The 25869-nt window shown below is 54.4% G+C and carries 22 protein-coding genes; 11 read left to right on the forward strand and 11 right to left on the reverse strand.

Annotation, left to right across the window (positions count from 1 at the left end; translation table 11 throughout):
* Positions 1-7: 7 nt before the first annotated feature.
* Together P1S59_06080 and P1S59_06085 are read right to left on the reverse strand one after the other, a co-directional pair.
* Positions 8-781 (reverse strand): NYN domain-containing protein, encoded by a 774-nt coding sequence (locus P1S59_06080; GenBank protein MDF1525817.1) that lies wholly within the window; start codon positions 779-781, stop codon positions 8-10.
* A 1-nt stretch (position 782) separates the two neighbouring features.
* Positions 783-1676 (reverse strand): GGDEF domain-containing protein, encoded by an 894-nt coding sequence (locus tag P1S59_06085; protein MDF1525818.1) that lies wholly within the window; start codon positions 1674-1676, stop codon positions 783-785.
* A gap of 388 nt (positions 1677-2064) precedes the next feature.
* Here P1S59_06085 and traF point away from each other — a divergent pair, with 388 nt between their 5' ends.
* Positions 2065-3141 (forward strand): conjugal transfer protein TraF, encoded by a 1077-nt coding sequence (gene traF / locus P1S59_06090; protein ID MDF1525819.1) that lies wholly within the window; start codon positions 2065-2067, stop codon positions 3139-3141.
* Positions 3142-3299: 158 nt separating this feature from the next.
* Here the strand turns inward: traF and P1S59_06095 are convergent, their stop codons facing one another.
* The 6 genes from P1S59_06095 to P1S59_06120 all read right to left on the reverse strand — a co-directional run bounded on the left by P1S59_06095 (position 3300) and on the right by P1S59_06120 (position 9394).
* Positions 3300-4010 carry a hypothetical protein gene (locus P1S59_06095; GenBank protein MDF1525820.1) on the reverse strand — a complete coding sequence of 237 codons (711 nt, stop codon included), beginning with the start codon at positions 4008-4010 and terminating at the stop codon, positions 3300-3302.
* Positions 4011-4147: 137 nt separating this feature from the next.
* Positions 4148-4957, reverse strand: a complete 810-nt coding sequence (locus P1S59_06100) for a metal ABC transporter permease (GenBank protein ID MDF1525821.1) — start codon at positions 4955-4957, stop codon at positions 4148-4150.
* A gap of 408 nt (positions 4958-5365) precedes the next feature.
* Entirely contained in the window at positions 5366-6121 is a 756-nt protein-coding gene (locus P1S59_06105) for a metal ABC transporter ATP-binding protein (GenBank protein MDF1525822.1), read from the reverse strand.
* Positions 6114-7016: a zinc ABC transporter substrate-binding protein gene (locus P1S59_06110; GenBank protein ID MDF1525823.1), complete on the reverse strand. Its 903-nt coding sequence runs from the start codon at positions 7014-7016 to the stop codon at positions 6114-6116. The genes P1S59_06105 and P1S59_06110 overlap by 8 nt, the downstream gene beginning before the upstream one ends.
* A 157-nt stretch (positions 7017-7173) precedes the next feature.
* Complete coding sequence (locus P1S59_06115) at positions 7174-8169, reverse strand: TGS domain-containing protein (GenBank protein ID MDF1525824.1); 996 nt, start codon at positions 8167-8169, stop codon at positions 7174-7176.
* A gap of 721 nt (positions 8170-8890) precedes the next feature.
* Positions 8891-9394, reverse strand: a complete 504-nt coding sequence (locus P1S59_06120; protein MDF1525825.1) for a hypothetical protein — start codon at positions 9392-9394, stop codon at positions 8891-8893.
* A gap of 260 nt (positions 9395-9654) precedes the next feature.
* Between P1S59_06120 and polX the strand changes: the two genes are divergently transcribed.
* On the forward strand, positions 9655-11373 hold the full coding sequence (gene polX / locus P1S59_06125) for a DNA polymerase/3'-5' exonuclease PolX (GenBank protein MDF1525826.1): 1719 nt from the start codon (positions 9655-9657) through the stop codon (positions 11371-11373).
* A 266-nt stretch (positions 11374-11639) separates the two neighbouring features.
* Entirely contained in the window at positions 11640-12287 is a 648-nt protein-coding gene (nth, locus tag P1S59_06130; GenBank protein ID MDF1525827.1) for an endonuclease III, read from the forward strand.
* Positions 12288-12378: 91 nt separating this feature from the next.
* Here the strand turns inward: nth and P1S59_06135 are convergent, their stop codons facing one another.
* The 3 genes from P1S59_06135 to P1S59_06145 all read right to left on the reverse strand — a co-directional run bounded on the left by P1S59_06135 (position 12379) and on the right by P1S59_06145 (position 17162).
* Entirely contained in the window at positions 12379-14877 is a 2499-nt protein-coding gene (locus P1S59_06135; GenBank protein ID MDF1525828.1) for a right-handed parallel beta-helix repeat-containing protein, read from the reverse strand.
* A 324-nt stretch (positions 14878-15201) separates the two neighbouring features.
* Positions 15202-16173, reverse strand: coding sequence for a permease (locus tag P1S59_06140; GenBank protein MDF1525829.1), 972 nt, complete (start codon positions 16171-16173; stop codon positions 15202-15204).
* A gap of 230 nt (positions 16174-16403) precedes the next feature.
* Entirely contained in the window at positions 16404-17162 is a 759-nt protein-coding gene (locus P1S59_06145) for a sulfite exporter TauE/SafE family protein (protein MDF1525830.1), read from the reverse strand.
* 365 nt (positions 17163-17527) lie between these two features.
* Between P1S59_06145 and P1S59_06150 the strand changes: the two genes are divergently transcribed.
* From P1S59_06150 to murF, 8 genes are all read left to right on the forward strand, one after another.
* Positions 17528-17671, forward strand: a complete 144-nt coding sequence (locus P1S59_06150; protein MDF1525831.1) for a hypothetical protein — start codon at positions 17528-17530, stop codon at positions 17669-17671.
* A gap of 32 nt (positions 17672-17703) precedes the next feature.
* The gene (locus P1S59_06155; GenBank protein MDF1525832.1) at positions 17704-17841 is read left to right on the forward strand and encodes a hypothetical protein; all 138 of its coding nucleotides are present in this window, start codon (positions 17704-17706) and stop codon (positions 17839-17841) included.
* 1185 nt (positions 17842-19026) lie between these two features.
* Positions 19027-19479, forward strand: a complete 453-nt coding sequence (gene mraZ / locus P1S59_06160) for a division/cell wall cluster transcriptional repressor MraZ (GenBank protein MDF1525833.1) — start codon at positions 19027-19029, stop codon at positions 19477-19479.
* 189 nt (positions 19480-19668) lie between these two features.
* Positions 19669-20652 (forward strand): 16S rRNA (cytosine(1402)-N(4))-methyltransferase RsmH, encoded by a 984-nt coding sequence (rsmH, locus tag P1S59_06165; GenBank protein ID MDF1525834.1) that lies wholly within the window; start codon positions 19669-19671, stop codon positions 20650-20652.
* A 48-nt stretch (positions 20653-20700) separates the two neighbouring features.
* On the forward strand, positions 20701-21024 hold the full coding sequence (locus tag P1S59_06170) for a cell division protein FtsL (protein MDF1525835.1): 324 nt from the start codon (positions 20701-20703) through the stop codon (positions 21022-21024).
* A complete protein-coding gene (locus P1S59_06175; GenBank protein MDF1525836.1) occupies positions 21021-22988 on the forward strand; it encodes a penicillin-binding protein in 1968 nt (655 codons plus the stop codon). Before P1S59_06170 ends, P1S59_06175 begins: the two co-directional genes overlap by 4 nt.
* The gene (locus tag P1S59_06180) at positions 22985-24451 is read left to right on the forward strand and encodes a UDP-N-acetylmuramoyl-L-alanyl-D-glutamate--2,6-diaminopimelate ligase (GenBank protein MDF1525837.1); all 1467 of its coding nucleotides are present in this window, start codon (positions 22985-22987) and stop codon (positions 24449-24451) included. Before P1S59_06175 ends, P1S59_06180 begins: the two co-directional genes overlap by 4 nt.
* Positions 24448-25869: a UDP-N-acetylmuramoyl-tripeptide--D-alanyl-D-alanine ligase gene (murF, locus tag P1S59_06185; GenBank protein MDF1525838.1), complete on the forward strand. Its 1422-nt coding sequence runs from the start codon at positions 24448-24450 to the stop codon at positions 25867-25869. The genes P1S59_06180 and murF overlap by 4 nt, the downstream gene beginning before the upstream one ends.

Here is a 25869-nt window from a genome sequence, read left to right on the forward strand (position 1 = left end):
ATTACCTCTATTTGGTGCCTTCTTTACCAAACCCTATCACGATATACGAACCGCTCTTTTCATCCTGGCGAAGGCGGATAAGCCCATTGCGCTGGGCATCATCGAGCAGTTCGCTGAAGGTACGGTACCCAACGGCAGATTCCGAGAAAGAGGGTTTCTTTCGTTTCATGGTCTCCTTGACCATGGAGGACCAGAGGATCTCCTTGTTCTCCCGGACCAGCGCGATGATGGAGTCCACCAGGAGTTGGAACGCCTCCTTTCGCTGCTTGGGGATGGATTCGGTCATCTTGGGAGGGATACCTACAGGGTTTTCCAACTCCTCGTAGTAGATAAACTCGTCACAGTTTTCGGTGAGCAGGGTGGAGGCGGAATCCTGAAGGCTCATGCCGATAACCCTCTTCCCGTTCTCCTTGAGCTTCGAAACCAGCGGGGAGAAATCCGAGTCCCCGGACACGATGACAAAGGTGTCAATGTGTTCTTTCCCCCAGGACAGGTCGAGGGCATCTACCACCAGCCGGATATCGGCCGAATTCTTTCCGGTCAACTGGCGTTTGGGGATCTCAATAAGTTCCAGACCCGCCTCGTGGAGGGCATGCTTGTAATCGGAGTAGCGGGTCCAGTCCGCATAAGCTTTCTTGACCACGACCTTGCCCTTCTCCACCAGACGTTCTAAGATCAGGGTTATCTCGAACTTTTTTTGTTTTTTCCCCTTGAAACCCAGAATGATGTTCTCAAAATCCACGAACACCGCCAGGGTATGTCCATTATCATCATGTGCCATTCTATTTTCCCCCTATTTTCTCGTCCCAGCTCACAACCTGGTTTTTGCCGCTCCTTTTGGCCACATACAGGGCCTCGTCGGAAAGGCGGATCAGGTCGTCAGGGAAACGGCTCTTTTCGTTGGGATAGTGGGCCACACCGCAGCTGACAGTCACTCCGGATTCAGCGATGGTTGACCGCAGTCTTTCGGCGAGACGATCTGCGTGTTCTATGTCGGCCCCGTTGGTGAGAACGATAAACTCCTCTCCCCCGTAGCGCGCCGCGATGTCGGCGTCTCTTGTCTGGCGATGGATAATCTCGCCCACTGTCTGAAGTATCCGGTCGCCGTACTGATGACCGTGTTTGTCGTTTATCTTCTTAAAGTCGTCGATGTCGAGCATGATGAGGGTAATGGGGGTCTTGTACCGCTTGGACCGGTAGAACTCTTTTTCAAGGGTGGTCATAAATAAGCGGCGGTTATACATCCCGGTAAGATAGTCCCTTACAGCAAGGTCCTTCAACTTTTCGTGAGCGATCTCCATCTCCCGCACATAGGTCTTCAGGACGTCCGATTGAGTCACTATCCCCACGAGTTTATCTTTGCGGTTAATGATCGGGAACCGTCTGAACCCCTTTTCCGTCATGAGGGCTACCGCCCTTTCCAGGGTGGTGTCGGAGAAAAGGGTCTGAACCGGGGATGACATGACCTGGTTTGCCTTGACCTTCGATACCTCGCCCCCGTTGGCGGCAAGTCGGCGGACAATGTCCCGCTCGCTGATGATACCTGCGATCTTGTCCTTATCCTGGACGATAACGCAGGAGATCTTTTTATCGCTCATCATATGGCCTACGGTGACAAGATTTGCCCCTGGAGGGACAGTGGCCACCTTCTTTGACATGACGTAGCTGACTTTCAACGGTTAAGTCCTCCTGTGTTCCTGAGAGTTAACATACCAGTAAATTTACACTTTTTTATCGGACACGGCAAAGGGGGAAATGCAGTGAACCGTGAAGCGTGAAGCGTGAAGCGAAAAAGACCTTTGTTGTCATTTAGTTGTCGAATTTATACACTACGTTAATCCTGGATCCAACAACGGCTGCCACGTTGTTCGAATCACGGGTCACGAATAAAGGCACTTAACCGCACTTTTTTCATAGTTACCCACTGTGCATTAATGAAAACCTTTACATTTAGGCTGTCTGCGGTGGTGTGATTATTGCACATTTACCCTTTTAGCTTGAATTCGCCAAGGGAATTGATGAATATGCAAGAATAACCTTCGATTAATGGTAAAGGAGAACGCGATGAAACGAATATCCATTTTTACTGTTGTAGTCCTGGTGGCTCTGGCCTTTGTGTCGGCAGCTTGGGCCCTTCCCTTCCCCATCACCGATGTCCGGGCTCTTGGTATGGGCGGCGCTTTCGTGGCGGCTGGTGAAGGGATCGGCGCAGTGCAGTACAATCCGGCACTGCTGGGTAAAGATTCTACAGTGGGCGTGGTTGTACCCGAGATCGTTGCGCGCATCGAGGATCACATAGGGTTGGTGGATCTCATCGATGACCTGAACAATGCCGTTGATACAGCTGATACAACCCAGATGATTGCTATCCTTAACCAATTGGATCAGGGTGGAGCTCTGGATATCCAGGCCAGCGCTGCTGCAGGTGCCGGTTTCGGGCTCTTCGGCATCTCGGCCGGTGCGACCTATTCCCAGTTGATCTACGGAACCGCCTACCCGGACCACATCTATACGACCCAGGATGCGGGTCTTTTAGATTCAGCCAACAACACCCTCGAATTGAGGGGTATGGAAGCCAGACAAATCATCCTTACAGGTGCTAAAAGTTTCGGCAACATCATCGTGGGTGCGAACCTGCGTAACATCCAGGCTACCGTCTTCTCCGATTCGGAAAGTCTCTTCAGCGATCCCGGCATCGGTATTGGTGATGTAACGGCGGGTACTGAACAGGATGAGAGTGCCACCGCCTTTGATGTAGGTGCCGTTATGGGTCTAACCCCCCTGCTTGATGTTGGTATCGTAGCGAAGGACGTGGGCGGCACTGACCTGGGTGTGGTCGAATTCGACCCGCGCTACAGGGTTGGAGCGGCGCTGCACCTTCCCATGATCACCGTTGCCGCTGATTACGATGTCACGAAGGATGATACAGGCGGTACGGATTACCAGGACTGGGCCCTGGGAGCGGAGTTCGACGTTTGGGCTATCGCCCTGAGAGCAGGATTAAGCAACAACTCGGGCCTCAGCGCCGCTCCCACCCTCATCCACCTGGGCGTTGGACTCGGTTTCCTGGACATCGGAGCAGCCTACGCCGAGGACGGTGATTACTATATGGCCGGTGTGAATTTGAGTTTGGGATTTTAAATACGAATCTCAAATTTCAGATCTCATATCTCAAAAGGGGCGCTTCGGCGCCTTTTTTTTGTACCGGGTACGAAGAGCGAGGAAGCGGCTTAGATCTGAAGCTCTACACTCTGCACGTTGCACTTTACACTGTTCATCGGATTGATAAATCCGATGAACTAAACCATCCCCTCATAACCCTCCAGTTCCTCCTTATAGACCTTGTCCCTGTGGATTCCCAGTTCGTCGAGACACATTGCCACCGCTTTGACCATGGCCGGAGGGCCTGAGACGTAAAAAGTCTGCTCGGGGAGGTCCGGCACCGATTCTTCGATGATGCGGCTGTTGATAAACCCGTTAAAACCGTCCCAATTTTGGGGAGGGTTTTCAAGGACATGGATCACCTTGAGCTTTGGATCCGCCTTTTTCCACTGCCTTATCTCATCGGCAAAGGCGGTCTCCTCCCTGGTGAGGTTGCCGTACAGCAGGTACTTCTCGCCACCTATTCCCTTGTCCACTGCGTGTTTCAGAATACTCCGGATGGGAGTGATCCCGATCCCACCGGCCAGAAAAGATACTTTGTCCAGCCCTCCTTCGTAGATCAGGTTTCCCATGGGACCTCGAAAGAACACTTCATCATCCACCTGAAGCTGCTTGACGTTCTGACAGAAATCGGAGTCGCTGAGCCGCTTGGTGAACTCCAGGTAAGGTTCCGTGGGTGAGGAGGAAAAGGAGAGAGAGCGGGATAACTTCCCGGAGCTCCCTTCAACGGTAAAGTAGCCCCATTGGCCGGGTTTGAAGGTAAAGCCCTCAGGTTTATCCATGCGCAGCGTCACGGCTGTGGGAGTGAGTTGGATGAGCTCGATGACCTTGACGGTGTACTCACTCATGTTGGGTGCCTTTCGTTAAGGGAGAATCTCAAATCTCACATCTCATATCTCAAATAAATCGAAAAGGCTGAATGCATTTACTTGAGAGATTTTATTTAAGGTTTCTTTCTGAGATCTGAGATCTGAGATCTGAGATCCTACCCGCTTTTCCTCAGGAAACGGCTCCCGGCCCACACCAGCCCGAAAACGACCGCTTCCAGAAGGACGATGGAACCGGATGACGGTATGTCCATGTAGTAACTGATCGCGAGACCGCCCAGTACGGAGAGTATTCCAACCGCGCAGGACCAGATAATTGCCATGCGGAAGTTACCCGCCATCTGAAGAGCTGTTGCCGCGGGAATGACGATGAGAGCTGCTACCAGAAGAAGTCCCACCACCTTCATGGCCAGAACCACCGTTACGGCGCTAAGTACGGCAAGAAGGAGATCCAGCCGTCGGACCGGTATCCCCGATGTTCTGGCAAGCTCCCGGTCGAATGTAATGGCCACCAGGTCATGATAGTTCAGGACAACGGTGAGCACGACAGCAATAGCGAGGATGGCAGAGGTCCACACCTCACCAGGACCGATAGCAAGGATATTCCCGAAGAGGTAGGAGAACAGCTCCACGCTGAACTGACCTGAGACGCTGGCGATGACGATCCCAAGGGCGAAACCTACAGAAGAAACGATCCCTATGGCGGTGTCGCCGTGCAACCCTGCCGCTTCCCGGAGTTTGAGCAGGAGGATAGCGGCAATGATCGCCACCACAAGGGCCGTCCAGACAGGGGAGACGTTCAGCAGCAGACCCAGGGCCACGCCGCCAAAGGTGACGTGGGCCAGGCCGTGCCCAAGCATGGCATCACGACGCAGCACGAGAAAGACGCCCAGGACGCTGCACGCCACGGCGATGAGAAGACCCGCTGCGATGGCTCTTTGCATGAATGAAAAAGCTAATATCTCCATGGTATCCTTGAAGTCGGTAAAAGCCTACTAACCGCAGTGCGGCCGACTGAAGGCCGCTCCGCAGGGGTACGCAGGGTGATTCAAAAATCTGGGTAAAACCTTATCGATAATACGGCATGTCATAATTTGTTAATTTGAACTAAACCAATTTACCTTTGTAGGCTTTGCGTCTTTGCGTAACACAGTCCGCATTTTAAGAACCTGTTCTTTCCCCCTCTTTTTTGCCTTCCCTTGCGTCACGGCCTTGCAATGGCTTAACTGCCTGCCCTGAGCTTGTCGAAGGGCGAGAGACAGAATTTATCGCTTTAATAGCAACCGTGCTTTACCCAAGTTCAAAGTTGTACCCTGCGGTAAATTAGCTTTTGATCTTCTCCTGCGTTCTGCGTGCTGTGTGCTGCGTCCTGTCATTTAATGCCTATGACATATCAAATGGCTCTCCGGGCCGAACAGTGTGATGGCCTGTTCAGAATCGCAGAAATCATCGTGGCTTCCGTGGAAAATGAGTCTCTGGTTCAGGCAGGCCACCTTGTTCACATGTTTGGTGACCACACCGATGTCGTGGGTTACCAGGATCAAGGTGACACCTTTCTCCCGGTTGATGTGCTCAAGCATGTCATAAAAACGCTCCTGGGTGACTCCGTCCACCCCGGTGGTCGGCTCGTCCAGGACCAGGATTTCGGGCTGGGAGGCAAGGGCTCTTGCTATGAATACCCGCTGCTGCTGCCCTCCTGAAAGTGCCCAGATACGGCGGTTTTTATAGCGGCGCATATCCATAAGGTCCAGTGCTTCGTCGATAACCGCTTCATCACCCGGTTTCAGGAAACGGGGCCAGGCCTTGTGGGGCAGGAGCCCCATAGCCACCACCTCTTTCACCGATGCCGGGAAAAGGGGGTCCAGGTCGGTGACCTTCTGGGGAACATACCCCACCCTGTCCCAGGCGGTAAAATCCCCCAGGTTCCTGCCCATGATCCGGACCAACCCGCTGTCGGGCTTCTGCAGACCGAGTATGATGCGGATGAGAGTGGATTTTCCCGAACCGTTGGGACCCAACAGGGCAAGAAAATCCCCCCGATGGACCTTCATGCTCACCGAGTCCAGGATCTGTTCGTTCCCGTACCGGAAACTCACCTCATCCAGGTCAAACAGGACGTCAGGTTCAGTCACACTCAAGTCCCTCCCTGAGGGTTTTCAGGTTGCGGTCCATGATCTCGAGGAAAATCAGCCCCTCCCTCCACTGGGCCCCAGTCAGGTTCGCCCCAGGGTTCAGAACCATAACCGTTGCACCGGTCTCCTGAGAAAGGACCTGGGCCATCCGGGGGTTCATCAGCTCTTCCGAGAAAATGGTGTGAATCTTATTGTCCTTGACCACGTTAACGATGCCAGCCAGATGCCTGGGCGTTGGTTCGGCATCCGGGGTGAGACCGTAGACGGATATCTGTTCGATGCCGTATCGCCGGGCCAGATGCCCGAAGGCCGCGTGTCCCCCCGTCACCAGACGCCGCGAGCCGCACTCTTTGAGGCCGGTCATAAAATCCTGGTCAAGTTGTTCAAGCCTGTGGGCGTAAGCCCGGGCATTGGCGATATAACTGTCCTTGTTTTCAGGATCCTGGCTGGCCAGCAGTCTGCCGATCATCTCCACTGTGCGTGCAGAAAGGGAAAGGTCCAGCCAGAAATGGGGGTCCTCTCCCTGGTTCTGACCGCTGCAAACAGTGCTGGTAAAGCCTTGGCTGTCCATGACCTGCACGAGAGCAACGCCCCGTCCCTGGACCGCCTTTGCGAGGTTGTCAGCCCACGGCTCCATCCTCTCACTTGTGTACACAAAAATATCCGCCTGGGAAAGGTCTACGATGTCCGATGGTTTTGGCTCCCAGGAGTGAGGATCTACCCCAGGCGGCAACAGGAGCCGCACATCAGCCGCCGTACCGGCCACCTCCCGCGCGAAATCGAATAGGGGGAAAACAGACGCGACCACCGTGAGACGATCGGCGGCCGCATGTGAGGGCACCTGAACCATTATCGCTAGCATGACAGCTGTCAGGAAGCTGAGTCGTTTTTTCATGTGTTGGGCCGATCGCCTCTCCATGGTCGCAGTTCACAGTTCACGGTTCACAGTTCTTTTAAATTCCCTTGACACAGCTATCCTGTGGACTTTCGTTTTTGCTGCGTGCTGCGTGCTGCGTGCTGCGTGCTGCGTGCTGCGTGCTGCGTGCTGCGTGCTAGTCATTGAGCTCAACTATATCTCCATCGATCAACTCGTAATCCATCGCCACCCTTTGGCCGTCAAAGACCTCCTCCCCCCACACCCTTGCGAACTTCATTTTCAAGGCCAGGTCCTTGTGCACCGTTTTGGCAAGTTCCGATACAGTAGACCCGCGTTTGACGACGAAGGGATGGTCCATGTCCGGTTCCTTGCCGGGGGGTTTGGAGAAGACCCGGATGAGGCGCATGGAGTTGGTCACATTTTCCTTGAACTCTTCCAGTCCCGAACCGGTGCGGGCCGACACGGGGTGTATCTGGGGAAGGTCCTCGATCAGTTCCGTGAGGATGGAAAGACGCTCCTCGGCTTCGTCCATGGCGCACTTGTTCCCAAGGTAGATAGACGGTAAATGGGCCCAGCCGCTTTCCTCAAATACCTTTTCTCCATCAGAGGCAATGAGCTTTATTCTCAGGTCCTCAAGGACGGCATGAGCGGCCTCCCACTGTTCAAGGAGGTCGTCCCGGGCAAGGTCCAGAGTGAGGACGGCCATGTCGGCGTTCCTGATGAGTCCTGAGATCCAGCGCTCTGTCACGTTGGGATCCAGGGCCGGGGTGTCTACCAGCTGGATGGGGATGCCGTGGTGAAACATCATTCCCGGTTGAGGTGTCCGGGTTGTAAATGGGTACTCGGCGATGTTCGGCTCCAGGTTGGTCATTACCGATATGAGGGAGGACTTTCCGGTGTTCACCGGACCGATGATGACAACCTGGGCAGCACCTTCCTTCGGTACATGAGAAAGGTCGACTCGCCCGCCTCCCTTCTTTTTCGCCTGCTCGGACTGGGTCTTCCATTTGGCGATGCGTTTCTTGATATCGCCCTGCATCTTCTCGGTCCCCTTGTGCTTGGGGATGAGGCGGAGCATCTTTTCCAGCGCTTCCAGTTTGGCCTCGGGCGAGACTGCCTGCCGGAATTCTTCCTCTGCTTCTCTATATTGTGGAGTAAGGTTTGTGGACATTTTGGATTTATGCGGGCATCAATAGCACGTCATTTGCTGCGTTATCACCCCTCGGAAATCCTCGTCGTATGTCGGCATATACGCCTCCGGTGTTCCTCGGGACTCTGGCCTTGCATCTAACGCACTCTTGAAGCCCTCAAACCTCCGGGTAAGATAGATTAAATAAGGGTAAAACGGCGCCTGAAAACGGGCAATCTGCAAGTTTAGTTCTTATAGATAAGTGATAGGAGATAAGGAAAAACTTCAGCACTTATCTCATAGCAACTCGAACTTATCTTTTCCATTCTCCCGCACCGATAAGCACATCCTTTCAACTTCAGATTTATTGTCAAGTTACCTCGATCCCGCCACAGGCGGGACCTCCGGTATTCCTCGGGGCTCTGGCCTTGCATCTAAACCCTTCCTGGAAACCTTCAAAGCTAATCATAAATTCAGTCCGATTACGCTTCCGTCGAGCCTCATAGCTAACGCATTCTTGCGAACTTCTCGGCCGGTGTGGTTTCTCTCACATCACCCTCATTCCCCTGGTCCTGGAGTTGTGATTTTCTGACTTTTAAAATCTTGTTTTTCATAGGGTTACCATACCGTATGTGAAAAATCAGAGGTGCTATTTTCATCCTGTGAAACGCTTGACTAAGAAAAGGAAGAGTATCAGTTTCTTTCCACGCTCCACGCTCCACGCTCCACGCTCCACGCTCCACGCTCCACGCTCCACGGTTCACTAATCACCTTTTTTTGTTTTCTCAATCTCCTCTATGATCATCTGGCGATGCTGCGCCAGATCCCGGCTCATGACCTCCATGAACTTCAGGTACGTAGGGTTCTGACTGATAATGATCTCGAAAAAACGTCCCTCGATGATGGATTCTTCGATCACCAGGGCGAAATTAAGGGCTGCGCTGAGGGTTACCTGTCCCTTCATGAGGTCGGACGTCTTCTCGTTGATATTTTCCACGAAGGATGAAATAGCCGTGGGCTCGACCTTCAGCCCGGGCTTGAACTGATCCAGGTGTGCTTCGACCACCCTGGTCAGGTTGCCGATGATCTTTTCGTGCCGTTCTTCCTCTATAGCCAGTTCCATCCACAGGGAGGCTACGGACTTCCAATTTTCAGAACACGCCAGGTAATAGGCTGCCATGGCTGACTCTAGATGACAGAGGTTTTCCAGGGTCTGAAGTATCTGGTTGGTTCCGGCTGTGTCCATGGTGACGGGATTATACAACAATCAGCGTCCTATAGTGAAATTTCCAAAAGCTAAAAGACAGGGATCTTTTAACGCAGAGGAAGGCTCAAGCAAAGGGGAAGGTTGTCTTTTTAAATGCTGGTTTTATCGCTATTATTGTAAACGTTCCTTCCCCCTGATTCCAGAATTCAGGTTTTGATTTTCTCAGCGCTCTTCGCGACCTCTGCGTTTAAACAGCTTTTGCCTTTCTTCTACGTTCTGCATTCTAGGTTCTACATTCCAAGTTGTGCTAAATTGGCCCCATGGATAAAAAAGCCATCTCCAACGCCCTCGATGAAGCCTCCGTCCTCATGGAACTTGCCGGGGACAACCCCTTCCGGGTGCGCGCCTACAGTAACGCTTCGCGCATCGTGCGGGCCTACGCCGGAGACCTTGCCGAGGCGGTGGCCGACGGGTCTATTCGGTCCATCAAGGGCATCGGTCCAGCCATAGCAGGCGACATCGCCGAACTGCTGGAATCGGACGATCCGCCCTTTTTGCAGGAGCTCAGATCAAGGTTCCCCGAAGGGGTCCTGGGCATGCTCCGCATCCCGGGCCTGGGCCCGAAAAAGATCAGGGCCCTCATGGAGGAGCTCGATATTACCTCCATAGGAGAACTGGAATACGCCTGCAAGGAGAACAGGCTTCTTGAGCTTCCCGGGTTCGGGGCAAAGACCCAGGAGAATATACTCAAGGGGATCGCCAGCCTCACGGCCTATGCCGGACGCTACCTGGCCGATACGGTGAGGGCTGAGGCCGACCAGATCGCCCATGCCCTGCGAGAGGTTCAGGGTGCCCAACGGGTAGAAGTCGCCGGGTCTTTAAGACGGCGGAAGGAAGTGGTCAAGGACATGGACATCGTGGCCTCCGGGGACCCGGGTCCCCTTATGGACGCGGTGGCAGCCCATTCCCTTGTGGAGGAGGTCACGGCCCGTGGGGATACCAAGCTCACAGCTCACCTTAGATCCGGCCTCAACCTTGACCTCAGGGTCGTTCCTGACGCCTCGTTCCCCTACACCCTTCAGCACTTTTCCGGGAGCAAGGAGCACAACATCGCATTAAGAGGCAGGGCCCATGCCTTGGGGCTCAAATCCAACGAGTACGGACTGTTCAAAGGAGAAAAGAACATCCCGTGCAAGGGTGAAGAAGATATCTATAAAAAACTCGGGCTGGCCTTCATCCCTCCGGAGCTTCGGGAGGATATGGGGGAGTTTGAAGCTGCCGAAAAGGGAGAACTTCCCGAACTGGTGGAACCGGAAGACCTTAAAGGCGCCCTGCACGTGCACACCATTGCCAGCGACGGTTCCGCGACATTGGAGGAGATGGTCCAGGCGGCCAGGGACCTGGGTCTTTCCTACATCGGGATCACGGAGCACTCAGCCTCGGCCAGGTACGCCCGGGGTCTGGAACCGGAGAGGGTTACCCGGGAGGCAGATCTTATAGACAGGCTCAATCACAAAATCAAGGATTTTGTGATCTTAAAGGGCATAGAATCAGATATCCTCCCGGATGGTTCCCTGGATTATCCCGACGAGGTCCTGGCTTCCTTCGACTTCGTCATAGGGTCTGTTCATTCGAACTTCACCATGCAGGAAAAGGAGATGACGGCCAGGATCTGCCGGGCCCTGGAGAACCCCTACCTTGACATCCTCGGCCATCCCACAGGGAGGCTGCTTCTCACCCGGGAACCCTACGCTGTGGACATGGAGCAGGTGCTCACCTGCGCCGCGAAACATAATAAAGCCATCGAACTCAACGCCCACCCCTACCGCCTGGACATCGACTGGCGTCTCCTGCCCCAGGCGAAGAAGCTGGGGATAAAGATCGCCATCTGTCCGGATGCCCACAGCACCGCGGAACTGGGATATACGTTCTATGGACTTGGAGTCGCACGGAAGGGGTGGTTGGAAAAAGAAGATGTTCTCAACAGTCTGACGGCCGATGAGTTGAGAAGTTATTTCGCCAACAGGCGGGCGAAATAACGAAACGGGGTGTCGGCGAAATCACGCCGTTGGCGTGACAGGCGGGGAACCGGGGGACGGTCAAAAGCCGTAACGCAGTGGGCCGTAGTAAGAATAATGGGGAATATTATGTTTAACTATATCAATGCCAGGGTCGCGAGCATCAGATGGCGCTATTATATCGACTAGGATTTTTTTAAAATATATTCTGAGGTACGACAAAGTGTTTTCTCTCCGTTTTCCCTCGTCCCCGTTTCACCGTTTCGGGAGCGCTGAAAGGATACTGAATGAGCGAATCTCAATCAAAGCGAAGTCAGCGATGCCAGGCTATCGATACCATTTTAAGTCAACGCTACCCCAACGACACGGCTCTGCGGTTCGAAAGTACACTCCAGCTGCTTGTTGCCACGATCCTTTCCGCCCAGTGCACCGACGCACAGGTGAACAAGGTGACTCCAGAGTTATTCAAAAAATACCCGGATGCGAAGGCCTTCGCCAAGGCTGACATGGAAGAGTTGGAGCAGATGATCTTCTCCACCGGGTTCTACCGGCAGAAGGCCAAGTCCATCAAGGGGTGCGGCATGGCCATCGTGGAGAATTTCGGTGGGGAGGTTCCCCGCACGCTGGAGGACATGGTAAAGCTTCCGGGTGTGGGGAGAAAGACCGGCAACCTGGTCCTGGGCATCGCCGAAGGCCTACCTGGAGTGGTGGTGGACACCCACGTTACTAGACTGGCGGGCCGCATGGGGCTGACGGTAAACAAAAATCCGGAGAAGATCGAAAAGGACATCAACGAACTGCTGCCCCCGGAGCGATGGATGGCCATCTCCAGCGAGCTGATCTACCTGGGGAGGGAGTTTTGTCCTGCGAGAAAGCCTAAATGCGGAGAGTGCCCCGTTGCTGAATTATGCTCAAAGGTAGGAGTCGAGGCATAATTCACCGAAGAGGGGAAAAGGAGAAAAGGTGAAAAGGAGAATAAACATTCCATGCCTTCTCCCCTCATCCCCTCTTCTCCTCTTCACCTCATCAGGGGAGGATGATAACCATCCCAAGGTCCCCATCATCCTCCCTGTCAAACACCATATCCCTTAAAGTCTTACCGTCTGACAGGTCAAAGAGTCCTCCCCGCACCTCCACATCCTCCGTGACGAGGATCCCCAGTTTGATGTGGTAATCGCGGCTGGCTTTAAAAGTGTTCCCGGTGAGGGTGACATTTTCCGGGTTGTCGGTGACGAAGATCCCCGTTGCGTTGGAGTCAAAGAGGTTGCCCGACACGATCCCGCCGTTTTTGTGAAAGCGCATGCCGGTGTTGTTCAGCTCGAAGGCGTTGCCGGTGATCTCAACATCGCTCCTGGAAAAGCGAAGGGCCATATCATTTGATATAAAAACCGAGTCCCTGACGATCACCTTTCCGGCGTCTCTGGCATGGATGCCGGTGGCGGCACGAAATATGTAGCAGTTTTCAAAGACGGCTCCCTGCCCTCCGGTGAGGTTCACAGCCCCCCACTGGGCCCTTCCAGGCCCCTCTTCAGAGTTCAGCTCAAACATGGTTCGGCGGGCAGGAGCGAAGGTGATGGGGTTGTCCATGGTTCCCACAGCCTCCAGTTTTCCCATGACGTGCAGCTCGGAAGAGGGGAAGCTGGGGTGGTCGGAGCACAGGTCAAACAGGGAGTCTTGAGGAACCTCTGAGAAAAACACCGAGGTCCCAGGTGTCAGACGCACCGTTGTTTCGGGTGAGGTGATGACATCGCCAACCACCAGAAGGTCCCCTTCCAGGTCTTCCCTTGGAGGGTTCATACCTGGAAAAAGTACAAGGAACCTCCTGGGATCCGCTGTAAGCACCTGACCTATCCCCCCCTCATCGCTGCCGTCGTAAATCATCTCCGGAGCTGGCCCGGAGCCTGTGCCCCAGTCGTTTCCCCTGGCGTCCACAACGGTAGATCCGTTGTTGTCCACCTCGAACCGCCCGTTTCCCGCAATGCGGTTCCCGTAGGCCGTCACTTCGGCGTCGGTTACAGATAGGCCTGTAAATCCGTTGCCGGTCAGCCTGCTCTCGCGGACCGTGGCTTTGACGTTGTTAAGGGAAAGGCCCTCGGTGAGGTTCCCCATGACGGCTGCCTCCCGGATAGACACATTTTCGCCATCACCCTTGAAACGAGGCCCCCTGACGTTGCCGGTAATGACGGCCCGGTTCAGGGTCGTTTCAGACTCCCTGGATACGAAACTTTCGGTGAAACTACCGGTGACAAAAATATCCGACGCGGTCACGCTGGAGCGCAGAAAATTGATCCCCGCCACGTTATCGATTGCAGCAACGTTTGAGAGGTTAACCTCGCTGTCTCTGAAGCGTGCTCCGCTCTGGTTGCGGCGCAAGATCACCCGGTCAATGCGGGTGCTCTCGGACTCCTGGAACTGGATGCCCCGCAGGTTGTCTTCGAAAATGGCGTGATCGAGGCGGACCTTGGAAAAATGGGTGTGGAACGCCTTCACCCCGCGGCGGAAGACAGCGTACTGAACGAGGTTGTCTGTGGAGTCAGAGGCGATGATACTCAGGCTGTCCCAGGCCCCGGGACCGGCAGCCTGGTCCTGGGCATCGAAGAGGACCCAATCGTCCTCCTCTCCCAGAACCTGAACCGTTCCCTGAACGATGATCCAGGATTCACCGAGGCCGTCGGAATTGGTATCGCGTGGGGAGAAAAGGACATGTGTTCCCGCTTCGATAGTGAGGGTGGCTTCCGGCATGACCGCCACCTGCCCCTCAACGACCACCGTACCTGACCAGGAGGTGTCCTCGGTGAGAGCCACCTCGCCCAGGTACTCCCGGGTTATCGGGGGAGTGTCCTGGATGACCGGCAGGATTTCCCGGAACTGGATATCCATTGGCTCAGCCGTGAGAGCCAGGGCTCCATCTTCGTTGCCTGTAAATGTGTCGGTGGGACTTCGCAGAGGGTTGGCCGTGTGCCAGGCGGCCGTGGCCATGCTGTTGCCGTCAAAGGTGTTGTCAGCCAGCTCCACCCAGGCACCCAATGCGGCGGCGATCCCCACTTCATTGTTTTCAAAGGTGCTGTTCGTTACCCGGGCGGTGCCGTGCAACATCATGAGTCCGTACTGGGCACCAGCTACCCTGGAACCCCTGATCGTTATGTCGGCCTCTGGTGTAGCTGCGATGATGCCGCCCCAGAAGCCTTTGGATCTGTTTTGCGTCCCGACAGTTGTTCCGTCCACGAGGAGGGAGCCGCGTACCACAATCTCGGTCTGGGTAGTGACGAACTGGGAGTCGGTGCGTGTCCCCTCGCTGGGGACCACCGTCACCTGGGTGCCGGGAAGGAATGTGAGGGTAATCCCCTCCGGGACGAGAAGATCCTGGGCAATGGTGACCTTGCCGGATACGGTGGTATCGGTGGTCACAGTCTCGGCAAGGACGATGGGCTTTTCCACATCGCCTGTCATGACAACGCTATGAGGCGCCGCACAGGAGGGGAGCGCCGCCACAATGAATAAAAGAATACAGGCGGCGCGGTCCAATGTCCCCCTCGACAAGCTCGGGGCCCTGAGCTTTGTCGAAGGGCAAAGTCCAATGTCCAAAGATTTTAACCGTTCACCGTTCACTTTTTACCTTTCACTGAAAGTTCCGTAATTGGTGATTCGTAATTCGTGATTTGAAAATTCTAATCCTGTCATGGGGCCATTTCCCGGTCGAGTCACCAGTCACGAATAGGATTCAAGGTCCAAAATCCAGGCAATTCTTTAACCGCAGAGTCCGTCGCGCCTCTGGCGTGAGGTACTCTGCGGTAATTCAGCTTTTGATCTTTTTCTACGTTCTACATTCTACGTTCTACATTCTGTCCCTCAGAACAAATAATGATACGCATACGCCAGCCCTATCGTACCGGTAAGGCATATTCCCAGGTACAGAAAGAACACTCTTCGGGCAAAGAAGGTCAGGAATATCCCCATCACCGGGATGGCGGTGACCGGGCCACCCACCAGGAAGGCCAGGCCAGGCCCCTTGGCAAGAGGAAGGTCCACGAAGCCGTACAAAATGGCCGAAGCCATTATCTGATTGATGTGGAGGGGCACAACTGCCAGGGTGATGAGGGGGATGCTGAGCGGAAAAGTGTTGGTCAGCAGGGGCGAGATCCACTCAGTGGGGATGTAGCGGGCTGCCACGACCTCGATGAATACTCCCAACAGGACAAACTTTCCTATCTTCAAGGTGCCGTCTACGAATTTGCCGGCAAAGATGGCGAATTTGTTGCTGGTGCGCGATTCGATGTACTTCTTGCTGAACTGGTTGCGGCAGTCACACTGCAAGTCCTCGCAGGGGTAGTCGGGATCGTGAAAGTCTCCCCTGGGGATGCCCCGGGTGAACAGCTTGTCCATATCGAACCATCCCCGCCGCTGAAAATAAAGGGTGACGTAACCGGCGAAAAGTCCCATAAGGGCAGCCGACACCAGTTTCGCCACAGCCCACTGCTGGCCCAATTCCCAGGCGGTGAGGGTGTAGCCTGCCGGGCTCATGAGAGGGCTTGTCACAAGAAGGGCCATGGCTGGTGCGAAGGGAACCCCAGCGAGGATCATGGAAATGCTAAGAGGAAGGATCCCACAGGCGCAGAGAGGACTGAAAAGCCCGATACCGACGGCTATCAGAATGGCGCTTCGCCCGAAGCGCTCCAACACATTGCGCAGCTTGATGTGCCAGCCCATGGTTCGGACCAGTGCTTCCATGGCAACTCCGGCTGCGAAGTACCAGAAGATGTAGCGGAACTCGGCTACAAAGTCGGCGCCGAGACCGAGGATCTCATTGAAAAAAGATTCCAAATAATTCTCCTTAGACAGGAACCTGTCACCACTTTGATTCAGATGGTTGGCATCTGGCCGAATTCAGCCAGATAAGGCCCTTTTTGGCAGTGTAAGAGGCTACTTATGCCATAGCTGTGCCAAAACCTGCAGAATTCAGAATCCAGGAGCCAGAAGCCGGCACATAAGCTTTTCTCCCTTTCCCCGATTCACCCCATCCCCGTTTCGGCGTTGCTGAAATGAATTGATTCTCAGTTCAGCAATGCCATGACGCCTTCTGCCCCCACCTTGAACGCAATTACCATAATGATGATCCCGATGAGGATCCGGATGGCCTTGGGGTTTACCTGTCGAGAGGCATAAACACCCCCGAGCCCGGCTCCGGCAAGGGCGGCGGCAGCTAAAATTATAGCCTCTTTCAGTGGGAAGCCGGCATCGGGAAGGTGAAAGAGGAAGGCTGAGAAGGTGCTGATGGTGACAACCAGGGATGTTGTCCCAACGGCTTCCCTGGCCGGGTAACCCCTGATAAGAAGGATGGGTACAAGGAGAAAACCTCCTCCGACGCCGACCAAAGCGCTGAAAAAACCCATGAGAAAACCAATAAACAGAGTGGCCGCCGCGGGCAGGAGATAGGACTTGTCCGTGAGGCGTAAGGGTTCTCCAGACCTCAGCGCGCGCAGAGCTACATAGAAAGCAGTCGCGGCAAGGATGATCTTCACCAGGCTAATCGGAACGGCCTGAAGGGCCAATACGCCCAGCGGCGCTCCAAAGACAGCGGCAGTGCCCGTGGCCAGGCCCGTTTTTACATGGACGAGGCGCTTTCGCATGTATGTATAGGCAGTCCCTGCGCCGGTAGCAACGCTCAAAAGCAGCCCGAGAGGAATGGCCCCGGTGGCAAAGTCAAGTCCCCACCATGAAAGAAGGGGTACATAAATAATGCCGCTTCCCAACCCCATCATGCCGAAGAGGGCGGCTGTTATCATGACCAGGATGAAAAGTAGTGCCAGCATGGGAAAATACAGTACAGGAAAGAGAATCCAGAATCCAGAATCCAGTAGAGAACACCGTGTGTGCGTGGAGCGTGAGAGCGTCAGATCTTTCTCATACACGCTATACGCCGTACGCAATTACGAGTTCTCCGAACCTGGAACCTGAAATAGGGGACAAGAAAATAGCGAGTGTCGGAGTCGAATATGTTCAGGAGAATTCGTCAGCTGGCTTGTGAAAGTTTGCATAAATAGTCGTATTTACACTATATGTAAGCCCTTGTGCATTTTTTCTCAAAAAATACTTGACATGGCGTAGCACGCTTGTTAAAATTTTAACAAGCTCAGAGGATGAAACACACGGTCTTAAGTTTAAGGAGGTGATCAAAATGATGGAATTCCTGCTAACGATGGGTGTCATAGCCCTTGTTTTCGTTGCTGCGACCATCGTGGTCGCCCTGATTTCGGGAGCACTTATGAAGCTGAAGGAATCGGCCTTAAGGCGAAATGCTGAGAAATCCAGCCCGAAATGATATCGGGCATGGAGCTTGGAGGAGGTGCTAACATGTTAGAATTCATCACAATGCTGTCAGTCGTCGCCATGATCTTTTGTGCCGCTACTGTTTTCGTAGCTCTCTTCGCCGGCGGTGTTCTCAAAGCCAGCCGGGCCATGAGAAAGAAGGCAACCCAGGAAATTTCCTGACCTGGTAATAGTGATCTCGTAGAGAGGGGAGCCATCAGGCTCCCCTTTTTTTTTCGAAACGCGGAGGAAGGCTGTAGCCTTGGATAAAGCACAGCTAACATAAGTGCGATGTTTTCTAAACGCAGAGAACGCATCTTCCCGAAAAAAAAGTACCACACCTAAAGCTGTTGCTATTTGTCCCCTGAATCAAGCTTCTCTGCGTGTTCCACATCCATGCCTTTCAAATCACGATTCACGAGTTACTAATCACGGAATTTTTCTGACAATTTATGTCCCCTGACAAGATGTGTCACAAAATTTGGTCTTAATATTGTCACATTTCCAATTTGATACCCGGGATTTGTTCGGGAAAATGGAGTAAAATCAGACTATTACAAAAATGTAACAATTTCTGCCGGATTGGCATCCCACTTGCAAATACCTGATTGTAATTAATAGTGAGCAAGTGCCTGATTACATGCAGATTCAAAAAGGGGCATCTGAAATGAAGGCAAAAGCAATAGCCGTTGATAGGAGAAAGATTGTTGTGCTTCGGTTGGCATGGCTGCTTTCAGCGGGCGGTTGTTTAATGATCCTTCAACTCCTTTTTTGATCCTGTCAGTCTACTAAGGTGAGGCTGCCTGTCGTTTAGTCTCACCATGTAAAAGGTGTTTTACCCCCACCCCACCCCCTGGCCCGGGGCCGGTTTACCGGCTCCGGGCCAACCTCGTTTAAAAACAGTGCAGAGTGCAGGGTGTAGAGTGCAGAAAAAGTGGTCTGAAACCGAGACAGTGCTGGTGAACATTGAACCGCGAACTTTGATCAGGAAAAACCAGGACATTCAATTCTCAATCGTAATTTCCAATTTACGTTTTCCTTCGAATTGTGCACCTGACGAGATGGACGAGCCGCCCTCAGCACTGCTTGATTAGTCCCCAGACACCAGAAGCTGCCCTTCACCGACCCTGCTTTTTCTTTGGTCTTTGGACAATCCTCCATACCACCTTCTCCCACCACTTCCCAACAAACACTGAGATCCCTTTGAAAGCAGCCTCCATTCAGGTCAATTCAGGTCAATTTGTGTCCTGATTCAGGCCAGGCTCATTCTCTCCTAACCATTTGAAAACCTTTTTGTTTCCTTGACAATGGAATGGCCGGAAAGTATATTGTGGGGCAAAGTGGTAGAAAGTGGGGAGACACGCAACCATGAACCACGCACCCTTCAGAGGCCGGTACCAGCATGCCCTGGATGACAAGGGACGCCTAAGCATCCCATCCAGGTTCCGGGAGACCCTTGTCCAGGAGCATGACGGACGCCTGATCATCACCAACCTGCCCCATTGCCTGGTGGCATACACTCCCGACCAGTGGGAAGCCATTGAAGCCAGATCGGGAAAGCTTTCCACGGTCAAAAGCAATGTACAGAGTTTCCTTCGGTACTTCTACTCCGGCGCAACGGAATGTGAGCTTGATAAGCAGGGTCGTGTCCTTATCCCGCCGTCTCTGAGAGAGGCCATAGACCTGGACAGACAGGTCGTCATCGCTGGGATGCTGAATCGCCTCGAGATCTGGAGCCAGGTCAGGTGGGATGAGGAGATGAAAAAGGCCATGGAGAACTTTGACGATATCTCCGACGAGCTAGCCGATTTCGGCCTTTAGACCAACACCTCCATGCTTGATGGGCTCTCCAGGATTCCAACAAACAGGATGTTCGCGAAGCGTGCATCCTGGGGTGAGCGCCACGCCAATGGCATGGGACGGATTGACCGGCACTGGCGAGGGATCACGCCCAAGGCGTGACCGCCCGACAGAAAACTCGCAGAGCCTTTTGAACACGGGAGAAACAAATTGACCGGGATCGAGGTGCTCAGTCGCCACGTACCGGTCCTGTTGGAGGAGGTCCTTGAGGGTCTGGCCCTCCGGCAGGGCGGAGTTTACCTGGACGGAACCATCGGGTGGGGCGGCCATACTTCCCGGATACTCCAAATGTACGAGGATACCCGTGTTATCGGGTTGGATCGTGATGCCGCGGCTCTGGAGGCCGTTTCCCGAAAGCTGGCGAACTTTGGCGACAGGGTTTTGCTTTTTCACAGTGACTTTCGCGAGTTGGACAAGGTGCTCGATGAAGCCGGTGTCGGGTTGGTGGATGGGATACTCATGGACCTGGGGGTTTCTTCCATGCAGCTTGAAGATGCCAACAGGGGGTTCTCCTTTGCCCAGGATGGTCCCCTTGACATGAGAATGGACCCCGATTCAGGAGTTGCGGCGGCTGAGATCGTTAACACATGGGCACAGACAGACCTTGCCAACCTGTTTTTCAAGTATGGAGAGGAAAAACGCTCCAGGGCCATTGCAGCGGCCATTGTGAGGACAAGAGAAGCATCCCCCATAGAGAATACGCTGCAGCTGGCGGATCTTATCAGTTCGGTGCCGGGGATGGGCAAAGTGAGAAATATACACCCGGCAACCCGTACGTTCCAGGCGCTGCGCATCGAAGTGAACGATGAACTCGATGCAGTGAGACAGGTTATCCCTGCCGGTGTCGAGCGCCTGACCCCGGGAGGCAGGTTGGCGATAATAAGCTTTCACTCCCTTGAGGATCGCATCGTCAAGAGAAGTTTCAGGGAGCTGGAAAGTCCTTGCCGCTGCCCCAAAGAATTTCCTGAATGCCGGTGCGGAAAAGTAAGCGCGGGGAAGGTGCTGACCAGGCGACCAGTGGTTCCTTCCGAAAAGGAGATCATGGTCAACCCTCGCAGCCGAAGTGCGAAGTTGAGAGTATTTGAAAAAGGCAGCACGCAGGACGCAGAACGCAGAACGCAGAATGGAAATTAATAGCCGTTACTTGGAACTCGGAACCTGGAACCTGGAACTATTTTAACTATGACCACAGCCGCTGAGACAAAAGTAAGGCAGTCCGGGCAGATCACCCTGAGGGGAGGATTGAAGGATTTCGCCTTCGCTCTGATGGTGTTGATGCTTTTAGGCTGTGCCATTTTCATAACAGCCTGGAGACGGGTCGCTTTCATAGAAGTGGGGTACGAGATCAGGAGGCTGGAAAAAAGTGAATCTGAGTTTCTTCGTCTACAGCATGAGATGGAGATAGAAAGAGCCATGCTCAGTAGCCCGGAACGGATAGAAAAGGTGGCCCGGGCCAGGTTCGGGCTGAGAGAACCGGAACCTGGACAGATCAGGGTTGTGCCATGAGAGGGACCTCCGGTAACGGACGCAAGTGGGAGGCCACTGTTCGGTCCCGTATCCGCTTCCTCGGTTTTTTTATTACCTTCCTCCTGATCCTGCCGGCGGGAAAGGCTTTTTACCTTCAAATACATGAGCGGGATGCATTAAGGGACCACGCCAGCCGCCAGAGCCAGATGGTTGAGAAGGTCAATCCGCGCCGCGGCGCGATCCTGGACCGCAACGGTCAGCCTCTCGCTATAAGTGTTCCAGTTCCCTCCATATGCGCTATGAGGGAGAATATCGAAAACAAGTCCCTGGCAGCCCGTGAACTGGCGCCCATACTGGGTCTGAACCCCGATACCCTTATGAACAGGATGGACAGGGGAAGCGGATTTGTGTGGCTCAAGCGGAAAGTTGATCCTGACGTTGCCGCCCGGGTCAAGGAAGCGGATATCAACGGGGTCGGCATCAGGACCGAATCTAAAAGGTACTACCCCAACAGCGATCTGGCAGGCGCCGTACTGGGATTTGTGGGTACCGATGGGGGTCTGGAAGGCCTTGAATCCTCCCTTGAAGAGCACCTGAGAGGGGGAAATGGCACCCGGATCCTCAACCTTGACGCCCGCGGGAAGGTGATGACCTCAGCCCAGCCATGGGAGACGTACCCGGCTGCCGGATCCACCGTCCATCTGACTCTGGATCGGAACATACAGTTTTTCGCCGAGCAGAGCCTGAGAGATGGATGCTCCGAGGCCGGAGCTGGAACTTGTACCGCTATCATCCTGGAAACGGCCACAGGGAAGGTCCTTGCCATGGCCAGCTATCCGGGCTTTAACCCCAACAATTTTGGCCGCTACGGACAGACGTCCTTCCGAAACCGTGGTCTGACATCAATATACGAGCCGGGCTCCACGTTCAAGGTCATTACAATAGCTGCGGCCCTCGAGGAAAAGATCTTTGATGAAATGGACATCCTGTTCTGCGACAACGGCAGGTTCCCGGTGGCCGATGTGGTCATCAGCGATCATGTGCCTCATGGCTGGCTCACTCTCATGGGGATCATTCGGAAGTCCAGCAACATCGGTGCGAGCAAAGTGGGGATCGAACTGGGACGAGATCGGCTGGGCAGGTATGTCAAGAGTTTCGGGTTCGGGCAGAAGGCGGGGATTCTGCTCCCGGGGGAAGGAAAAGGGATCCTTCGGAGTGAAACAAACTGGACCCAGGTGGACCTGGCGAATATCTCTTTCGGTCAGGGTCTTGGGGTGACGCCCATACAGATGGTGAGCGCAGTGAACGTCCTGGCCACCGGTGGTGAACTCCTGCGCCCTTACCTTGTTTCGCGGATCACATCGCCCTCCGGAGAGTTGATCCTTCAAAACCGACCGGGAATAGTGAGAAGGGTTGTCAGTGAGGAAACAGCCCGGAAGGTGACCCGGATGATGGAAACCGTTACGCAGCCTGGTGGGTCAGGGACAAGGGCTGCCATAAAGGGGTTCCTGGTTGCCGGTAAAACGGGCACGGCCCAGAAGTTTGATCTTAAGAAGGGCAGCTACTCCAGTGAGGCGTTCATCGCATCCTTCGTCGGTTTTGCCCCCTCACGAAATCCGGCCATCACCGCCATCGTCATCGTCGATGAACCGAAGGAAAATACATACGGCGGTGTGGTGGCGGCGCCTATATGGGCTGACATCGTCAGCAAGACCCTTAAATATCTGAATGTCCCGGCCGTGGAGCAGGAACCGATGCTCTATGAAGGTGAGGGAAATGGGGAACGGTGGGCCAGCGGAACAGTGCCTGCAGAACCCGGGAATCTTACCGTTATGCCTGACCTGAAGGGGCTGACCCTGAGGGAAGCCCTGACGTGCCTCGGGCTATCCGGCGCCAGGGTCAATGTTTCCGGGTCCGGGATCGTTGTGGCCCAGGACCCCGGAGCTGGTAAGTCTATTGAAGACGCTGTTTTTCTGGAACTTCTTCCGAGGACAGCCAGTTGAGGCTCCAGGATGTCATGAGCGGTATCGAGAATATCCAGATACTGGGAGACAGTGCGGTGAATGTGGCATCTCTCAAATATGATTCCCGCCGGGTTCTGGAAGGGGACATGTTTGCTGCTGTACAGGGGGAGAAACAGGATGGCATGAACTTTATCGAGGATGCTGCCAGACGGGGAGCGACGACGTTCCTGGTACCAGAGGGAACGAAAAAAGGTCCGGAAGGGACCTTTGTCACCGCCTCCAACGTCAGGAAAACCCTGGCTCTTGCCTCGAGAAATTTCTTCGGCGACCCCTCCTCGAGACTGAAAGTTGTAGGGATCACCGGGACTAACGGGAAAACCACCAGTTCCTATCTTGTTCACGGGATACTCGAACAGGCCGGGATCGATTCCGGGCTCATCGGAACGGTCCAGTACCTTGTTGGAGGGGAGGTCCTCAGCGCGGCCAGAACGACACCTGAATCCCCGGACCTTTTTGGACTGATGGAGAGGATGGTTCAAAAAGGCTGCGGTGCCTGCATCATGGAGGTATCCTCCCATGCCCTCGTACTGGACAGGGTCACGGGTGTGACACTGGAAGTAGCTGTGTTCATGAACCTGACCCGGGACCATCTGGATTTTCACAAAGACATGGAGGCGTACTTCCGGGCGAAGGCCACTCTTTTTGAGTCTGGGGAAGTGAACCATAAAGTCGTGAACAGGGATGATCCCTTCGGTATGCGACTCATCCAGGAGCTGGGCGGGGATGTCCTCACATTCGGGATGCATGAGGGGGATATATCCCCTGAAGGAGATGTAAAAGTAAAAGCGTGGGGCAGCAGCTGCCGCCTCAAAACTCCCTGGGGACCGGTGGACGTGAATACGGCTCTCCCTGGCAGGTTCAACCTCTACAACATCATGGCGGCCGTGGCCTCCTGCGGTCTGCTGGGTCTGGATACCGATACCATCACCAGGGGGTTGTCGTCGGTTAAAAGGGTGCCTGGCAGGTTCGAGAGTGTGGACAGAGGGCAGCCGTTTTCCGCGGTTGTCGACTACGCTCACACTCCCGATGCGGTTCAGAACATACTTGAAAACGCCAGAGCGATCACCGTTGGGCGTGTCATCACGGTACTTGGCTGCGGCGGGGACCGGGATACCAGTAAAAGGCCCCTCATGGGGCACACTGCGGGCCGCCTGTCAGACATTCTTTTCGTAACCTCGGACAATCCCAGGAGCGAGGACCCCGAGTCCATCATAGACGACATCATGGAGGGTATCGACGGGCCATCAGGAACGGTGGAAAGGATCACGGACAGGAGAACGGCCATTGACCGGGCTGTCAGGGAAGCCAAACCGGGAGATATGGTGGTGGTGGCTGGCAAGGGCCATGAAAATTATCAGATCATCGGAGAACGGATTCTTCCCTTTTCCGATGTGGATGAACTGGCCCGGGCCATAGAGAAGGTTATGGGTGAGAAGCTTTGATCCAGTTTCATCTTAAAGACATCCTCGGTGGAACGGGCGGATCACTGATCAGCAGCGCGGTGGGCGCCCAACTGTTCACCGGTGTGTCTATCGACAGCCGGACTGTAAAGGAAGGTGAGATCTTCTTCGCCCTGAGGGGTGAGTTTCACGATGGCCATGATCACCTGCGGGAGGCAGCCGGGAAAGGTGCGGCGCTTACAGTTGTTGACAGGAAGGCCGCTTCCGGCAAGGTGGAGCTGGCCCCTGTTCCCGTGATCGTTGTGGAGGACACCTTGAAGGCCCTGCAATCCCTGGCGTCCTATTGGCGTGATCGTCACACTTTGCCGGTACTGGCTGTGGTAGGGAGTGTGGGCAAAACCACCACCAAAGAAATGATGGCAAGTATTCTCTCCACAACAGGCCCCTGCCTGAAAACGACAGGCAATTTAAACAACCAGATCGGCCTTCCCCTTTCCCTGTTGGAACTTGCCGACTATCACAAATATGCTGTCCTGGAGATAGGAACCAACATCTCGGGAGAGGTGCGATATCTCACGTCTCTTCTGAAACCGGTGGCCGCGGTCCTTACCCGTATCGGTTGGGCCCACCTTGAGGGTTTTAAAACCATGGAGAACCTGGTGGCGGAAAAAAGGTCGGTTCTGGAAGAGATCCCGGCGTCTGGCTGGTGTGCCATCAACGCTGACGATCCTAACCAGGCCGATTTCGCCAAAAGTGCGGCGTGTGATGTGATCACTTACGGTATCGGATCAGGGGATGTGACAGCGGAAGGGATCATCCTGTCCGAAAAGGAAACATCGTTCATTCTCACCTTACCGTCGGGCAAAGAGAGGGTCAACTTAAGAGGTTTCGGAAGGCATTTTGTGGAGAACGCCCTGGCCGCGGTGGCTTCGACACTGCCCCTCAAGGTGCCGGTTGAAAAGATGGTGGCCGGGCTGAGCGCCTGGAAGCCGACAAACGGGCGTGGAGAGATAAGCTCACCTCTTCCCGGTGTTCACTTTATTGATGATACCTACAACGCGAACCCTCTGTCGGTCCAGGCAGCTCTGGCGAGCCTGGCCCAGTTCAGCCAAGTAGGCGTCACTGTGGCCATCCTGGGGGAAATGAAGGAGCTGGGTGATTATTTCGAGACAGGCCACACCCAGGCTGGAAGCGATGTTGCCCAGTTTGGAATAGATTACCTGATAGCGGTAGGGCCCGCTGCCCACCTCATCGCAAAAGGTGCCCGTGCCGGAGGGATGGATCCGGCGAGGATCACCGAGTGCGGGGACAACGATGAGGCGGCCCTCTCCCTTGAACCTCTTCTTACCGACGGTGTGTGGGTGCTTTTCAAAGGTTCAAGGGCCTCGAAAATGGAGCAGATTCTGGAGCACTTTGGCAAGCCCCATGGCGACAACAGAGTCAGCTCGGGAGGGATCTAG

Source organism: bacterium (genome assembly GCA_029210965.1).
Lineage (GTDB): Bacteria > BMS3Abin14 > BMS3Abin14 > BMS3Abin14 > BMS3Abin14 > JALHUC01.

Bases quoted from the DNA above. Each gene is read 5' to 3' on its own strand.
- P1S59_06080 (MDF1525817.1), bottom strand. From the start codon at position 781: ATGGCACATGATGATAATGGACATACCCTGGCGGTGTTCGTGGATTTT.
- traF (MDF1525819.1), top strand. From the start codon at position 2,065: ATGAAACGAATATCCATTTTTACTGTTGTAGTCCTGGTGGCTCTGGCC.
- P1S59_06095 (MDF1525820.1), bottom strand. From the start codon at position 4,010: ATGAGTGAGTACACCGTCAAGGTCATCGAGCTCATCCAACTCACTCCC.
- P1S59_06100 (MDF1525821.1), bottom strand. From the start codon at position 4,957: ATGGAGATATTAGCTTTTTCATTCATGCAAAGAGCCATCGCAGCGGGT.
- P1S59_06110 (MDF1525823.1), bottom strand. From the start codon at position 7,016: ATGAAAAAACGACTCAGCTTCCTGACAGCTGTCATGCTAGCGATAATG.
- P1S59_06115 (MDF1525824.1), bottom strand. From the start codon at position 8,169: ATGTCCACAAACCTTACTCCACAATATAGAGAAGCAGAGGAAGAATTC.
- polX (MDF1525826.1), top strand. From the start codon at position 9,655: ATGGATAAAAAAGCCATCTCCAACGCCCTCGATGAAGCCTCCGTCCTC.
- nth (MDF1525827.1), top strand. From the start codon at position 11,640: ATGAGCGAATCTCAATCAAAGCGAAGTCAGCGATGCCAGGCTATCGAT.
- P1S59_06145 (MDF1525830.1), bottom strand. From the start codon at position 17,162: ATGCTGGCACTACTTTTCATCCTGGTCATGATAACAGCCGCCCTCTTC.
- P1S59_06150 (MDF1525831.1), top strand. From the start codon at position 17,528: ATGATGGAATTCCTGCTAACGATGGGTGTCATAGCCCTTGTTTTCGTT.
- P1S59_06155 (MDF1525832.1), top strand. From the start codon at position 17,704: ATGTTAGAATTCATCACAATGCTGTCAGTCGTCGCCATGATCTTTTGT.
- mraZ (MDF1525833.1), top strand. From the start codon at position 19,027: ATGAACCACGCACCCTTCAGAGGCCGGTACCAGCATGCCCTGGATGAC.
- P1S59_06170 (MDF1525835.1), top strand. From the start codon at position 20,701: ATGACCACAGCCGCTGAGACAAAAGTAAGGCAGTCCGGGCAGATCACC.
- P1S59_06175 (MDF1525836.1), top strand. From the start codon at position 21,021: ATGAGAGGGACCTCCGGTAACGGACGCAAGTGGGAGGCCACTGTTCGG.